Annotated in this window: 15 protein-coding genes; 7 read left to right on the plus strand and 8 right to left on the minus strand. The window is 66.9% G+C overall.

The features are described from left to right. Window positions 1-40: 40 nt before the first annotated feature. From ASB57_RS21300 to gpmA, 5 genes are read right to left on the minus strand one after another with little or no spacing between them, the layout of a single operon-like run. Window positions 41-1450, minus strand: a complete 1410-nt coding sequence (locus tag ASB57_RS21300; protein WP_057654025.1) for an FAD-binding oxidoreductase — start codon at window positions 1448-1450, stop codon at window positions 41-43. 53 nt (window positions 1451-1503) lie between these two features. Continuing rightward, window positions 1504-2256, minus strand: coding sequence for a molybdopterin-synthase adenylyltransferase MoeB (locus tag ASB57_RS21305; RefSeq protein WP_057654026.1), 753 nt, complete (start codon window positions 2254-2256; stop codon window positions 1504-1506). Further along, the gene (locus tag ASB57_RS21310) at window positions 2253-3734 is read right to left on the minus strand and encodes a S41 family peptidase (protein ID WP_057654027.1); all 1482 of its coding nucleotides are present in this window, start codon (window positions 3732-3734) and stop codon (window positions 2253-2255) included. Before ASB57_RS21310 ends, ASB57_RS21305 begins: the two co-directional genes overlap by 4 nt. 33 nt (window positions 3735-3767) lie before the next feature. Next, entirely contained in the window at window positions 3768-5312 is a 1545-nt protein-coding gene (locus tag ASB57_RS21315; protein ID WP_082621743.1) for a murein hydrolase activator EnvC, read from the minus strand. Between the two features lie 2 nt (window positions 5313-5314). After that, window positions 5315-6067, minus strand: coding sequence for a 2,3-diphosphoglycerate-dependent phosphoglycerate mutase (gene gpmA, locus ASB57_RS21320; RefSeq protein ID WP_057654028.1), 753 nt, complete (start codon window positions 6065-6067; stop codon window positions 5315-5317). 170 nt (window positions 6068-6237) lie between these two features. Between gpmA and ASB57_RS21325 the strand changes: the two genes are divergently transcribed. From ASB57_RS21325 to ASB57_RS21345, 5 genes are all read left to right on the plus strand, one after another. Then, window positions 6238-6654: a rhodanese-like domain-containing protein gene (locus ASB57_RS21325; protein ID WP_057654029.1), complete on the plus strand. Its 417-nt coding sequence runs from the start codon at window positions 6238-6240 to the stop codon at window positions 6652-6654. 41 nt (window positions 6655-6695) lie between these two features. Beyond that, the gene (gene grxC / locus ASB57_RS21330) at window positions 6696-6953 is read left to right on the plus strand and encodes a glutaredoxin 3 (protein ID WP_057654030.1); all 258 of its coding nucleotides are present in this window, start codon (window positions 6696-6698) and stop codon (window positions 6951-6953) included. A gap of 81 nt (window positions 6954-7034) precedes the next feature. Continuing rightward, on the plus strand, window positions 7035-7547 hold the full coding sequence (gene secB, locus ASB57_RS21335) for a protein-export chaperone SecB (protein ID WP_057654031.1): 513 nt from the start codon (window positions 7035-7037) through the stop codon (window positions 7545-7547). After that, a complete protein-coding gene (locus ASB57_RS21340; protein WP_057654032.1) occupies window positions 7531-8628 on the plus strand; it encodes an NAD(P)H-dependent glycerol-3-phosphate dehydrogenase in 1098 nt (365 codons plus the stop codon). The genes secB and ASB57_RS21340 overlap by 17 nt, the downstream gene beginning before the upstream one ends. Before the next feature lie 52 nt (window positions 8629-8680). Continuing rightward, window positions 8681-9685, plus strand: coding sequence for a tripartite tricarboxylate transporter substrate binding protein (locus ASB57_RS21345; protein WP_057654033.1), 1005 nt, complete (start codon window positions 8681-8683; stop codon window positions 9683-9685). Window positions 9686-9977: 292 nt separating this feature from the next. Here ASB57_RS21345 and ASB57_RS21350 read toward each other — a convergent pair whose 3' ends face one another. Both ASB57_RS21350 and ASB57_RS21355 read right to left on the minus strand, forming a co-directional pair. Continuing rightward, a complete protein-coding gene (locus ASB57_RS21350; RefSeq protein WP_057654034.1) occupies window positions 9978-10448 on the minus strand; it encodes a tRNA (cytidine(34)-2'-O)-methyltransferase in 471 nt (156 codons plus the stop codon). A gap of 14 nt (window positions 10449-10462) precedes the next feature. After that, window positions 10463-11095 (minus strand): ComF family protein, encoded by a 633-nt coding sequence (locus ASB57_RS21355; RefSeq protein WP_057654035.1) that lies wholly within the window; start codon window positions 11093-11095, stop codon window positions 10463-10465. 445 nt (window positions 11096-11540) lie between these two features. Between ASB57_RS21355 and ASB57_RS21360 the strand changes: the two genes are divergently transcribed. After that, window positions 11541-12458 carry a methyltransferase domain-containing protein gene (locus ASB57_RS21360; RefSeq protein ID WP_057656322.1) on the plus strand — a complete coding sequence of 306 codons (918 nt, stop codon included), beginning with the start codon at window positions 11541-11543 and terminating at the stop codon, window positions 12456-12458. 157 nt (window positions 12459-12615) lie between these two features. Further along, window positions 12616-13593 carry a tripartite tricarboxylate transporter substrate binding protein gene (locus ASB57_RS21365; RefSeq protein ID WP_057654036.1) on the plus strand — a complete coding sequence of 326 codons (978 nt, stop codon included), beginning with the start codon at window positions 12616-12618 and terminating at the stop codon, window positions 13591-13593. 92 nt (window positions 13594-13685) lie between these two features. Here the strand turns inward: ASB57_RS21365 and ASB57_RS21370 are convergent, their stop codons facing one another. Further along, complete coding sequence (locus ASB57_RS21370; RefSeq protein WP_057654037.1) at window positions 13686-14951, minus strand: YbdK family carboxylate-amine ligase; 1266 nt, start codon at window positions 14949-14951, stop codon at window positions 13686-13688. Window positions 14952-14961: the final 10 nt, after the last annotated feature.

Here is a 14961-nt window from a genome sequence, read left to right on the forward strand (position 1 = left end):
GCCTACCGCTACCGGTTAGCGACTACCGGCGCCCGGCCACCTACAGCAGCTTGCCCGGGTTCATGATCCCCGCGGGATCCAGCAGCTTCTTGATGTCCTGCATCAGGCGCAGCTCCAGGGGATGCTTGTAGCGATGGAAGTATTCACGCTTGAGCTGGCCGATGCCATGCTCGGCGCTGATGCTGCCGTTGTAGCGCATGACCTCGTCCATCACTTCTGCGGTGATGGCCTCGCCCTGTTCGGCCGCCCACGTGCGCGGCGCGCCGGCGGGGCGCGAGATGTTGTAGTGCAGATTACCGTCGCCGAAGTGCCCGAAGATGAAGGGGCGCACGCCGGCATCGACCGCCTGCAGGCGCTTTTCGCAGGACACCATGAACGCGGGGATGTCCTCGATCGGCAGCGAGATATCGTGCTTCAGGTGCGGACCATCGGCGCGTTGCGCTTCGGAGATTTCTTCGCGCAGTTTCCACAGCGCCTGCAACTGGCTCAAGGACGCCGACACCACCGCGTCCAGGCACAACTCCTTTTCCAGCGCCTGGCCCATGACGGATTCCAGCATGGCGTTCAGGCCGTTCTCGTCGACGCTGTCCGCCAGCTCCACCAGCACATAGGCCGGATAGCGTTGCGCGAAGGGTTCCTGCACGCCGGCGGCATGCGTCAACACCAGGTCGACGCAATCGCCCGTGAAGAATTCGAAGGCCTGCAGGCGCGCGCCGCACTGGCCGTACAACAGTTCGAACAGCTGCAAGGCCTGCTGCGAGGAAGACACGGCCGCCAGCACCACCGAGCGCACGTCCGCGCGTGGCAGCAGGCGTAGCGACACTGCCGTGATCACGCCCAAAGTGCCTTCGGAACCGATCAACAGTTGCTTGAGGTCATAGCCGGTGTTGTCCTTGCGCAAGGGCCGCAGGCCATGGAAGACCTCGCCATTGGGCAGCACCGCTTCCACGCCCAGCACCAGCTCGCGCGTCATGCCATAGCGCACCACGTTGACGCCGCCGGCGTTGGTGGCCAGGTTGCCACCGATCTGGCAGGAATCTTCCGCCGCCAGGCTGAGGGGCAGCAGGCGCCCCGCGTCTTGCGCTGTGCGGCGCAGATTGCCCAGGATGCAGCCCGCTTCCGCCACCAGCGTATTCGCCACCGTGTCGAGCGAGCGCACGGCGTTCATGCGATCGAGCGACAGGATCACGTTGTCGGCCGAGTCATCCGGCGTGGCGCCGCCGCACAGGCCGGTATTGCCGCCGCGCGGCACCACCGGCACGCCGACGTGCTGGCACAAGGCCAGGCAACGCGACACTTGCTCGACGGTACGCGGCCGCACGACCGCCTGGGCATGACCGGTGTAGATGCCACGCCAGTCGGACAACCAGGGCGCGATGCCCGCGGGATCGACGGTGACGACGTCGGCGCCAAGCGCCTCGACGAGTTGGGAAGCGATGTTCTTGGTCATGGTCTCGGCCTGGTTATGGATCTAGTTTTGCGGTTGGCCACCGCTGGAAATCGTCACCGGGACGCGCACACGGCGCATTCGTGGTCGCGCGGTACGTTCATGCTGCGCCACTGCATGGTCAGCACGTCCAGATGCAGCAAGCGTCCCGACAAGGTGGTGCCCAAACCCGCCAGCACCTTCAGCGCCTCGGCGGCCTGCATGCTGCCGATGATGCCGACCAGGGGTGCGAACACGCCCATGGTGGCGCAATTGGCCTCTTCGACATCGTCGGCTTCTTCGGGGAACAGGCAGTGGTAGCAGGGCGCCGCGCTGTCACGCAGATCGAACACCCCGATCTGCCCGTCGAAGCGGATGGCGGCGCCGGACACCAGAGGTTTGTGATGCCGCACGCAGGCGCGGTTGATCTGATGGCGGGTGGTGAAGTTGTCGGAGCAATCGAGCACCACGTCGGCGGCGGCGACCTGTTCATCCAGGTCCGTATCGAGCAGGCGGCGCTCGATGGCCTGCACGTCGACCTCGGGATTGAGCGCCTGTAGCGTGACGCGCCCCGAAGCCACCTTGGCCTGACCCAGGCGGTCGGTGGAGTGCAGCAGCTGGCGCTGCAGATTGCTGAGTTCGACGGTGTCGTCGTCGGCCAGCACGATGTGGCCGACGCCGGCGCTGGCCAGGTACATGGCTGCCGGCGAACCCAGTCCGCCGGCCCCTACCACCAGCGCCCGCGCGCCCAGGAAAGCTTCCTGGCCCTCGATACCCAGCTCGTCGAGCAGGATATGACGCGCGTAACGCAGTAACTGCTGGTCGTTCATTTGGCCTTGGAAGGCTGCACTCCATCAGGGGTGATGGTCATGCGTTCGGTCGGGCCCGACGGTGCGGAGGCGCCGGCCTTGGCCGCGGCCGCGGTAGCGTCCTTGGCATCCTGGGCCGAAGCCGTGCGCGGCGTGGCCTTCTCGATCGGCTTGCCTTGCAGCGCGTTGATGGCCTGCTTGAGCTGGAAGTCGTCCTTGCCGCCGAATTCGAAGATCTTGGCGGGCATCGTGCCGGTGATCTCGGCGGCATTGGACTTGATCTCGGTCTTGTCGAGCGGGTTGTTCAAGTGATGCTGCAGGTCGGCTTCACGCGGCAAGCGGAACAGGTCGCCTTCGGCGGTGTCGGCCACGATGGTATCCGGCACGATGCCGGTTGCCTGGATCGAACGACCATTGGGCGTGAAGTAACGCGACGTGGTCAGCTTGATCGCCGTATCTTCGGTCAGCGGCAGGATGACCTGCACCGAGCCCTTGCCGAAGGTGCGGTTGCCCATGACCTTGGCGCGCTTGTGGTCCTGCAGCGCGCCGGCCACGATTTCCGACGCGGACGCCGAGCCCACGTTGACCAGCACCACCATCGGCACGGTCTTGACCCAGGCCGGCAAGCCGGACAGGTAGTTGCTTTCGCCGCGGGCATATTCCGACGGGGTAGCCGCGTACTTGTGGCGCGCGTCCGGCGTACGGCCGTCGGTGGACACCACCAGCGCATCGCTGGGCAGGAAGGCGCCGGCCACGCCGATGGCGCTGGTCAGCAGGCCACCCGGGTCATTGCGCAGGTCCAGCACCAGATACTTGGGCGGCTGCTTGGCGCCCAGTTCCGTCAACTGGCGCGCCAGGTCGGAACCGGTCTTTTCCTGGAATTGGGCGACGCGCACGTAGGCCACGCCGTCGTCCAGCATCTTGCTGCGCACGCTGCGCACCTTGATGACGTCGCGCACGATGGTCAGCACGATGGGCTGCGGCTGGTTGGCGCGCAGGATGGTCAGGCGGATCGGCGACTTCGGCGCGCCGCGCATCAGCTTGACCGCATCGTTCAAGGCCATGCCCTTGGTGGACGTGTCGTCGATCTTGGTGATCAGGTCGCCCGCCAGCACGCCGGCGCGTGCGGCCGGGGTGTCTTCGATGGGCGAGATGACCTTGACGAAGCCGTCCTCGGCGCCGACTTCGATGCCCAGGCCGCCGAATTCGCCCTGGGTCTGCGTCTGCATGTCGCGATACGCGTCAGCATCCAGGTAGGCGGAGTGGGGATCCAGACCCGACACCATGCCGGAGATGGCATTGTTGATCAGAGTCTTGTCGTCGACGGGTTCGACGTAGTTGTTCTTGATGGCGCCGAAGACATTCGTCAGCGCGCGCAATTCATCCAGAGGCAGGGGGCTGCCGCGTTGTGCGACAGCGGTGACACCGACACTGAGCAGCACGCCGGCAACGACGCCGACGGATACCAGACCGAAACTGCGATACTTGCGAGTGCCCATGCACACATCCTGAATTTGGTTTGCCGAACGCTCTTACTGGGCCAACCAAAGGGCTGGATCCACTGGCGCGCCACTATGCCGAACTTCAAAGTATAGGCCCGATTCCACTTGGCCGCCCGTGGCGCCCACCGTGGCGATGGCCTCGCCACCCGCCACGCGGTCGCCCACCTGTTTGAGCAGGCTCTGGTTATAAGCGTATACGGTTAAAAATTGCTGACCGTGGTCCACGATGATGAGGTTGCCGAACCCGCGCAGCCAATTGGCGTAAACCACAGTACCCGGCGCCACCGCATGCACCGGGGCGCCCTCGGAAGCCCGCAGCACGATACCGCGCCAGGTGCCGCCGTCGGGGCGGCCCAGGCCGAACCGGCCCTGGATGGTGGCGCCGCTTACCGGCATCGGCAAGCCGCGCCGCAAGCCCTGGCCGGCCGGCGGTTGCGGGCGAGCCGCCACCGGCGCCTGGCGTGCTGGTTGGACGGGATTGAGCCCCTCCAAGTTCCCGCGCGCCACTGGCCTGCCTGCATCTTTGGCGGCGGCTTCGGCTTCGGCCGCCTGACGCGCAGCTGTCGCGGCCGTGGCGGCGTCGCGGCGGGCGGCGGCCTCGGCCTGCTCGCGGGCCTGCGCCGCGTCCTTCTGTTCCTGCGCCCGGCGGGCCAGCTTGGCGGTGCGTTCGGCCTGCTCGGCCGTACGTTTCGCCTCGTCGGCCTTGCGGCGGGCGTCATCCTGCGCCTTGCGGCGCGCTTCGTCCGCCTTGCGGGCGGCCTCGGCTTCGGCCTGGCGGCGGGCTTCCTCGGCCTTGCGGCGAGCCTCTTCCGCCTGCCGCGCTTCCTCGGCCTGCTTTTCGATGGCGGACTGCAGGTCGTCGATCAGACGACCCATGCGCTGATCGTCGCGGCCCAGCTTGGTGGCTTCCTCGCGTTGGGCGTTGATCTGCCCTTCGATGCGCGCCAGCACGGTGGCGCGCTCCTTCTGCTGCGCCACCAGGGCGCCCTTCTGCTCAGCCGTTTCCGCGACCACCTTGTCGATTTCGGCCCGGCGGGCGTCGGCGCGGCCCTGCAACTGGGCCAGGCGGTCGAGATCTTCCCGCAGCGCCTGCACCGTTTGGGTGCGGGCCTGTGAAACGTAATCGAGATAGGCCAGATTGCGGCCCAATTGTTGAGGATCGTCGCCGGACAGCAGCGCCGTCCAGGGGGACAGGCCGCTGGTGTACTGCGCGCGCAGTTGGCGCGCCAGCTCGGCGCGCCGCTGCGCCAGCACTTCCTGCTGGCTGGCCAACTGCTTTTCCAGGCTGGCCAGGTCAGCCTTGGCCTGGCGGCTCTGCTCGTTCAGCTCGGCCAGGCGGCGGTTGATCTGCGAAATGGCCGTTTCCGACCCGCGCAGCGCGTCGGCAGCTTCCTTGCGGTCCGACTCGCGGTCCTCGATGGTCTTCTGCAGCGTTTGAATACGATCGCGCAGCGCCGATTGCTGGCGCTGCGCCTCGGTCTGGCGTTGCTCCAGGTCCGCGGGCGCGGCCCAGGCGGTGGTGGCCGGCAGCGCCAGGGCGGCCGACCAAACCAGACATGCAGCCAGACGCGCCACTATCAGGCCTTCTTCGCCTTGCCTTGCGCGGCGACCGCGGCCATCGCGGCCTCGATTTCCGCCGGATCGCCCAGGTAATAATGGCGGATGGGGCGCAGGTCGTCGTCCAGCTCATAGACCAGCGGCTGGCCCGTGGGGACGTTCACGCCGACGATATCGTCGTCCGAGATATTGTCCAGATGCTTGATCAGCGCGCGCAGGCTGTTGCCGTGCGCGGCCACCAGCACGCGGCGGCCGGCCTTGATGGCGGGGGCGATCGATTCGTTCCAGAACGGCAGCACGCGGGCCACGGTGTCCTGCAGGCACTCGGTGGCGGGCAGCTGGTCGGCCGGCACCTTGGCGTAGCGGCTGTCGAAGCGCGGGTGGCGCTCGTCGTCCTGGGCGATGGGATCGGGGGCGATGGCATAGGCACGGCGCCAGATCAAAACCTGCTCGTCGCCGAATTTAGCGGCGGTCTCGGCCTTGTTCAGGCCCTGCAGAGCACCGTAGTGGCGCTCGTTCAGGCGCCAGCTGTTGCCCACGGGGGTGTACATGGCGTCCATGGCATCCAGGGCGATCCACAGGGTGCGGATGGCGCGCTTGAGCACCGACGTGAAGGCGACGTCGAAGACAAAGCCTTCCTTCTTGAGCAGCTCACCGGCGGCGCGCGCCTCGGCACGACCCTTCTCGGTCAGGTCCACGTCGGTCCAGCCCGTGAAACGGTTTTCCAGATTCCACTGGCTTTCGCCGTGGCGCATCAGAACGAGTTTATGCATGGTGGGATCACTAGAAATGGAAGTTGAAAAAACCGCAGTTGGCGCTCATTTTATAATTGCCGGCTTGTACTCCGCTGACATCCCTTCCCGGCACGGCCGCAGAACGGGGTCGCAGGGCCGTCTTCCGCGATCGAATATCGCGGATAAACCGTGATAAATCAGGACCTTCCGTGGATTTCGTGCACTTTTTGCTGAGCCAGAACAACATCTTCATCCTCGCGGTCGCGGTGGTTTCCGGCGTCATGCTGCTGATGGCCACCCGCAAGGGTAGCTCAGGCGGCGTCAGCACCGCTGAAGCCATCCAGATGATCAACCAACGCCAGGCCGTTTGGGTAGACATCCGTACGATCGAGCAGTTTCAGGCTGGCCACATCGCCCAGGCACGCAGCGTGCCAGCCGGCGACATCGAGAAGAAGGCTGCCTCGCTGCCCAAGAACAAACCGCTGGTCGTCGTCAGCCAGCTCGGGCGCGATGCCGGCAAGTCCGTGGCGGCACTGCGCGCCGCCGGTTTCGCCGACGTGGTGGCCCTCGCCGGCGGCATGAAGGCCTGGAGCGATGCCGGCCTTCCTGTTACTCAGCGGGCTTGAACCATCCCCGCTTCATCCCACGGTAAGGCAAGAGAAGCAAAATGAAGAAAGTCGTGATGTACGCAACCGGGTATTGCCCCTACTGCACGCGCGCCGAGTCGCTGCTGAAGCAACGCGGTGTCGAGCAGATCGAGAAAATCCTCATTGACCAGGACCCCGCCCAGCGCGAGATCATGATGCAGCGCACGGGCCGCCGCACGGTACCGCAGATCTATATCGGCGAAGACCATGTGGGCGGCTGTGACGACCTGCAGGCGCTCGACCGGGCCGGCAAGCTGGTTCCCATGCTGGCCGCCTGACCCACCTGTCTTACCCCATACAAAGGCGGCGCTACGCGTCGCTATCGCAAGCAACACTCACCCCATCCACCAGGAAATTTCATGGCCGATCAGGACCAAACCAACCAGCCGTCGTTCAATCTCCAGCGCGTCTACCTCAAAGACCTGTCGCTGGAAATGCCGAACGCGCCGCACGTGTTCCTGGAACAGGAAACGCCGCAAGTCGAAGTCAGCATCAACGTCGGCGGCCAACGCCTGGCCGAGACCATCTTCGAATCGACCGTTACCAGCACGGTGACCACGCGCATCAACGACAAGGTCCTGTACCTGGTCGAAGCCACGCAGGCCGGCATTTTCGAACTGTCGAACATCCCGGAAGACCAGATGGATCCGCTGTTGGGCATCGTCTGCCCGACCATGCTGTACCCCTATCTGCGCGCCAACTTGGCTGACGCCATCACCCGTACCTCGCTGCCCCCCGTGCACCTGGCCGAAGTCAACTTCCAGGCCCTGTACGAACAGCGCCTGGCCGAGTTCGCCCAGCAACAGCAAGGCGGCGAAGCCAACGGCAATGACTCCGGCATCATCCTGCCGCCCAATGCCACCCGGCAATAAACCGGACGTGGCCGCCGCTACCCCCCGCGTGGCGGTGCTGGGCGCCGGCAGCTGGGGCACCGCCCTGGCGGCGGTGGCGGCGCGCCGCCACCCCACCATGCTGTGGGCGCGCCAGCCCGACCAGGCCGCCGCCATCGCGGCGGCGCGCGAAAACGCCCGGTATCTGCCGGGCGTTTCTTTGCCCGCCGGATTGGCCGTGACCGCCGATCTGGCGCAAGCGCTGCAGTTTCTGGACACCCCCGCCGGCCAGACCGGCGGCGCCGAGCCCCTGATCATCCTGGGCGTGCCGGTGGCCGGCCTGGCCGACATCTGCCAGGCGCTGCTGACGCTGTTGCCCACCTTGACCGGCCCGCTGCCCCACATCGTCTGGACCTGTAAAGGTTTCGAAAAGCACGACGGCCGCCTGCCCCATGAAATTGTCCGCGACACCCTGGCGGGCCTGCCCGGCCTGCGCGTGGGCGTCCTGTCGGGCCCGTCCTTCGCGCGCGAAGTTGCCCAGGGCCTGCCCGTGGGACTGACCATCGCCAGCGATGACCCCGATGTATGTCGTCGCACCACCACTGCGCTGCACGGCGGCGCGGTGCGCGTCTACGCGGGCGACGACGTCGTCGGCGTGGAAGTGGGCGGCGCCTTGAAGAACATCATCGCCATTGCCTGCGGCGTGTCCGACGGCTTGCGGCTGGGCACCAATGCCCGCGCCGCGCTGATCACGCGCGGCCTGGCGGAAATGAGCCGTTTCGGCGTCGCCTTGGGCGCCCGCGCCGACACCTTCGCCGGCCTGACCGGCCTGGGCGATCTGGTGCTGACCGCCACCGGGGACCTGTCGCGCAACCGGCGCGTGGGCCTGGAAATCGGCGGCGGCCGCAAGCTGGAAGAAGTCCTGGCCGGCGGCATGACGGCGGAAGGCGCCCATGCGGCCCGCGCGGCGCTGGCGCGTGCCGCCGCGCTGAATGTCGACCTGCCCATCACGGCGGCGGTGTGCGCGGTGCTGTTCGAAGGCGTCGCGCCGATGACGGCCGTGTCCACCTTGCTGGCGCGGGACGCCCGCCACGAAGGTGGCGAGCTGCGCGCGCCCGACTGAGGCGCGCGGCCACCGATTTCCTATACTCATAAAACTCTTGGAGATACCCGATATGACGTCCCCCGAACGTCTCAAGCTCGGCAAGCGCCTGCGTGGCCTTTGCCTGGGTCTGGCCAGTTTTCTCGTGCTGGCGGCCGGCGGACCGGCCAAGGCCGAGTGGCCGAGCCGCCCGATCGCCCTGATCGTGCCCTTCCCGGCGGGTTCGTCGCCGGACCTGCTGGCGCGCATGGTGTCCGAGCCGCTGTCGCAGGCCCTGGGCCAGCCCATCATCGTCGAGAACAAGCCGGGCGCCGGCGGCAACATCGGTACCCGCATGGCCGCGCAGGCCAAGCCGGACGGCTACACGGTGCTGTTCACCATCAACGGCCCGTTGACCACGGCGCCCACCTTGTACAAGAAGACGCTGGGCTATGACCCCTTCGTCGACCTGGCTCCGGTGACCCTGGTGGCCACCAGCCCCAACGTGCTGGCCGTGCCGGGCGACCTCAACGTCAAGGACCTGGCCCAGTTCGTCAGCACCACGCGCGAGCGGCCGGGGGCTTTGAATTACGGTTCGGTAGGCCCGGGCAGTGCGTCGCAGCTGGCCATGGAGATGTTCAAGAGCCAGGCCGGGCTGGATCTGATCCACATTCCCTATGCCGGTTTTCCGCAGGTGATCGGCGCCATCATCGGTGGCGACATCCAGGCCGGCTTCATGGTGCCGGCCATCGCCATGCCGCAGACGCGCGACGGGCGCGTCAAGATCCTGGGGGTGACCAGCCTGCAGCGTTCGCCAGTGCTGCCTGATGTGCCCACCCTGGCCGAGCAGGGCTATCCCGGCTTCGAGGCGATTTCCTGGGATGCGGTGCTGGTGCCGGCCGGGACGCCCAGCCTGGTCATCGAGCGCCTGAACAGCGAATTGGCGCGGATCATCGACAGCGACAAGATCCGCAAGCTGATGGCCGTGCAGTACTTCACGCCGGCGCCGTCGTCGCCTGCCGAGTTGACGACTCGTATGCGCGACGAGAAGGCGCGCTGGGACAAGGTCATTGAAAAATTGAATTTGTCGCTGGACTGACAGGCCTCGTCAGGGGCCGCGCTACGCGCGGAAAGAAAAAAAAGCCTGTGCAATGCACAGGCTTTTTTTATTGTGGGCATAGTTTAACGAGCCATCCGCGATGGCACCGCAAAGGAAAATGCCTGTGCAAAGCACAGGCATTTTGTACCCAGGGCACAGCGGAGCCGGCTTTGCCGGTCCGCCAGTGCCGCCCCTTGAGGGGGGCGTGCGTAGCACGCTGGGGTGGGCGTTTCCTTCCGGTCCGCCAGTGCCGCCCCCTGGGGGGCCGCGCCGCGCGCGGTACGGGGGGACCTCAACTTCCGCCGGCGTAGTTGTTTTGGCGCCAGGCTTCGAAGATCGTGACGGCGACGGCGTTGGACAGGTTGAGGCTCCGTTGCCCCTCCACCATCGGCAGGCGCAAACGTTGGGAAGGCCCGAACAGGCGCAGGTCTTCTTCCGACAAACCCGCCGTCTCGCGGCCGAAGACGAACACATCCCCCGGCTGGAAAGCCATTTCCACAATGGGACGCGCACCCCGCGTGGTCAGGGCGTAGATGCGCTCCGACGCGGCGCCGGTAGCGGCCAGGGCGTCTTCCAGGGTCTTGTGTACCTTCATCGGCTGCCACTCGTGATAATCCAGCCCCGCGCGACGCAGGCGCGCATCGTCCAGCTCGAAGCCCAAAGGCTCCACCAGATGCAGCTGTGAGCCCGTATTGGCGCACAGCCGTATCGCATTGCCCGTATTGGGCGGAATTTCAGGGTGGACGAGGATGACGTGGAACATTGGGATGGAAGGCGTTAAGGCAGGCGATATTGTGCCAGCATGCCGCCATCCTCGGCCGGCGCACGCATGGCCACCAGGCCGATGACGGCGCTTGCCCCGGCCCCGCGCAGGGCGCGCGCGGCGGCATCGAGCGTGGCGCCGGTGGTCATCACGTCGTCCACCAGCAGCACCGTGCAGGGCGGTACAGGCGCCGGACACGCATAGGCCTGGCTCACCCCCGCCAGCCGCGCGGCACTGTCCAGGGAAGCCTGGCGCGGCCCCTCCGCCACGCGCCGCAACCAGGCAGGACGCAGCGGCACACCCGTGGCCTGGGCCAAGGCGCGCGCGATTTCCCCAGCGGGATTGAAACCGCGCAGGCGCAGCGAGGCACGCGCGGCCGGCACCGGCACCAGCACGGCAGACGGTGGCCGCTCCGGCGCGTCCGGCTGGGCCAGGGAGTCCAGGATCAAGCCCGCCAGCGGGCCGGCCAGCGCGAAGCGGCGCTCTCCCTTGAAGCGGCGGATCAGCAGATCCGCCGGCGCCTCGTAGTCGCAGCCCGCCACGATCCGGTCATAGGCCGGCGGCCGCCGCGCGCAATCCGGGCAGTCCGGCATGGCCCATCCCAGACGCAGGGCGCAACGCGCGCAGCGGCGCTGCGACGGGTGCATGGTCGCCCGGACATCGGCGTGGCAGCCTTCGCAGAGACCGCCCCACGGGCCACCCCATCGGCCCTCCGATCGGCCACCCCATCGGCCGCCCCGTCGGTCGCCCCTTGGGCTAGTCCCTTCCACAGGGCCTTCGCACATCGGGCAATCGGACGCGATACCAGCCAGGCAGGCCCGCCACCAGGGCAGTGCCCGCGACCAGGGCAGTGGCCGCAGCCGACCATCCGCCGGCAAGGCGCGGCGCGTGCGAAACAGGTCTTTCAACCTCAAGGACTTATCCACAGCGAAAGCGCAACGCCGTCACGGCTGGTGTACATCACACGCCCGTGCCAGCGGACAACCCCGCCCCCGCCACGGGGATAACACGGCCCCAACCCGCCGGTGCGCAATAATGACGGACATTCATCTGAACACGTATCGCGCCGCCCCGCCGGCCGCTGCGACGGTTATGTCACCAGCCCCGATTTCCGCCCTTCCCCTGAACAGCGCCGACGTGGCGCGCCAATTCGCCCGGCGCGGCGATCTGCAAGGCGCGCAATTCCTGTACGGGGAAATCGCCACCCGCATGCTCGACCGCCTGCGCTATATCCGCATCCAGCCGCAGCAGCTGCTCGACGCGGGCTGCGGCGCGGGCGCCGCCTATCCCGGCCTGCGCGAACGCTATCCCGACGCCGCCTATGTCGGCCTGGACGCCTGTGCCCCGCTGCTGGAGATCGCGCGCGAACGGCACACGCCCACGGGCCTGTCCGGCATGCTCGGCCGCCTGACCGGCAAGGCCGCCGCGCGGCCCCGCTTCGTCCTGGCCGATCTGGCCGCGACCGGCCTGCAGCCCGAATCGCTGGACCTGGTCTGGTCCAATATGGCGCTGCACTGGCACCCGGAACCGCACGCCGCGTTGGCCGAATGGCGCCGCGTGCTCAAGGTGCAAGGGCTCGCGATGTTCTCCTGCCTGGGGCCCAATACCGTGCGTGAACTGCGCGCGGCCCTGGACGACGCGGGCCTGCGCACCGCCACGCCGGCCTTCGTCGACATGCACGATTTCGGCGATCTGCTGGTGGAAAACGGCTTTGCCGATCCGGTGATGGACCAGGAAACCCTGACGCTCACGTACCGCACGCCGCAGCGCCTGCTTGAAGACGTGCGCGCCCTGGGCGGCAATCCCGCCAGCCAACGCCGGCGCGGCCTGGCCACGCCCGCCTGGCGCGAGCGCCTGTATGCCGCGCTCGAACGGCAGCGCGGCGACGACGGCCTGATCAAGCTGAGTATCGAAGTCGCCTACGGCCATGCCTGGCGCGCCGCCTCGCGGCAGGCCGCGCCCGGCGAAACCCGCCTGTCCGTCAGCGCCATCGGCGGCCGCCGCGGCTAGGCACGCCAGGCAGACGCGCGGCGACCGCGATCGCTCCAAAACCTCGGGTTAACCATCGCTCCGCGGGCCGGCAAGGCCGGCGCGCGGCAGGTATGCTATGGCGGCAACGGCGCACAGACGCCGATCCCATACCCATGGTTTTCATAACGGAGACAATATGCGTTTCGGCATTCGCCTTGCCCTGCCCCTACTCTGCGCGCTCGGTCTGAGCACCGGCGCCCACGCCGCCGATGAATGGCCCGCCGGCAAGCCCATCACCTACGTCGTGCCCTTCGCGCCTGGCGGCGCGACCGACGTGATCGGCCGTATCGTGGCCACCAAGCTCGGCCCCATCCTCGGCACCAGCATCGTGGTGGAAAACCGGCCCGGCGCGGGCGGCAATATCGGCTCCGAATACGTCGCCAAGGCCAAGCCGGACGGCTACACCCTGGTCGGCGGCACCATCAGCTCGCACTCCATCAACGGCAGCCTGTACCGCAACATGCCGTACGACATGGTGAAGTCCTTCGTGCCGGTGGCGCTGACGGGCAAGCTGGGCAACGTGCTGGTGGTTCCCGCCGAAAGCCCCTACAAGTCCATCGACGACGTGCTGGCGGCAGCCCGCAAGACGCCTGGCCACCTCAGCTACGGCTCGGCCGGCAACGGCACCTCGCAGAACCTGTCGGGCGAACTCTTCAAGTCCATCGCCAAGGTCGACATCATGCACGTGCCCTTCAAGGGCAGCGGCCCCGTGCTGCAAGCGCTGCTGGGCAACCAGCTTTCCATGGCCTTCGACAACATCCCGCCCACCTTGCCCTTGATCAAGTCCGGCAAGATCCGCGCGCTGGCGGTGACGTCGGCCAAGCGCGATCCCAATCTGCCCGACGTGCCCACCTTGCAGGAAGCGGGCTTGAAGGACTACGAGATCGTGTCCTGGCAAGCCGTGTTCGCCCCGGCCGGCACGCCCGCGCCCATCGTCAACCGCCTGTCGACGGAGATCCTCAAGATCCTGCAGCAGCCTGACGTGAAGGAAAAATTCGCCGGCATGGCGATCGACGGTTCGGGCATGGATTCCGCCCAGCTGGCCGCCTTCCAGAAATCGGAAGTGGCCAAGTGGCATGACCTGATCAAGAAGGCGAACATCCAGACGGAATGATCTGGCCAAGCGGCAAGCGTCCGCCGCATGCCAACGACAAAAGCGTCCCCCTCGGGGACGCTTTTTACTTTGATGCGGACAGGAAAAAGGCCTTAATGCAGTTGCCGCGGGATGATGGGCTCATCCGGCTCGGCCAGCGTCTGCACCCCCACCGTCCCCAGCAGCGGTTCGGACGTGGCCCGCACGCGGCGGCGCGCCACCGCCGTGGGATCGGCGGCGGACAACCCGGCCACGGTGGCCATGCCGCCATCGCCGCGGAAGGCCACGGACATCGCATCCACCACGGAGCGCAGATCGCGCAGGCGGTGGAACTGGCCACGCAGCCAGCGCGAATCGTTGCCCGACTTCAACGCATCCTCGCGCAGCGAACCCAGCATCTCGCTGGTGCCCAGTTCCTCGGCAATCGGCGCCAGTTGGCCGAACACGCTGCGCAGATGGTCGATCAGGCGCAGACGCTGCCCGTCGCCGGTCACGTAGCTGCCCTGCAAGCCGAAGCGGCAAGCCTGGAAATGGTTGTTGCGATAAGCCAGCCACAAACCCTTCTCGGACTGCGGCTGACGCTTGAGCAACACCGCCAGCGCCTGCGCGAACGCGGCGATCTGGCACGCGCGTTCCACCGTCAGCGGAGTATCGCAGACGCGGATTTCCACCGTGCCGAATTCCGGCTTGGGACGAATATCCCAATAAAGGTCCTTGATGCTTTCCGCCAGGCCGTAGGTGCGCAGCTGCGAAAGATGGGCCTCGAACTGATACCAGTCATTCACCTCGGGCGGCAGATGGCCGGCCAGGGGGAAGCTGTTCACCGCATTCAGGCGGCAGCAGGAAAACAGCGTATCGACCCCTTCGTAATAGGGCGAAGACGCCGACAGCGCAATGAAGTGCGGCACGTAGGCCGACAACTGGCGGGTCAGCTTGATCGCCTCGTCGCCATTGCCCACGCCCAGGTGGATATGCTGGCCGAACACCGTGAACTGGCGGGCCAGGTAGCCATACATCTCGGCCAGGTATTGAAAGCGCGGCGTGTCGGAAATCGACCGCTCCTGCCAACGCATGAAGGGATGGGCACCGCCGCCGGCCACCGTGACGCCAACCGCATCGGCGGCTTCGCACAGGGCGCTGCGCATTTCGCGCATTTCAGTCAGCAGGTCCTTGGGGTGTACGTGCACCGACGAATTCAACTCGATCATCGAGCGGGTGATTTCCGGTTTCACCCGATCCGCAATGGGATGGTTTGCCATCTGGGCCAGCAATTCGTCGGATGCGGCCGTCAAATCAAAAGTGCGGGGGTCGATCAGTTGCAGTTCGAGTTCGATGCCCAGGGTGTTGGGGGCGGAAGGGACGAACGGGATCTGTTCCATCTCCGGCTCC

Source organism: Bordetella sp. N, from assembly GCF_001433395.1.
Taxonomy (GTDB): domain Bacteria; phylum Pseudomonadota; class Gammaproteobacteria; order Burkholderiales; family Burkholderiaceae_B; genus Bordetella_C.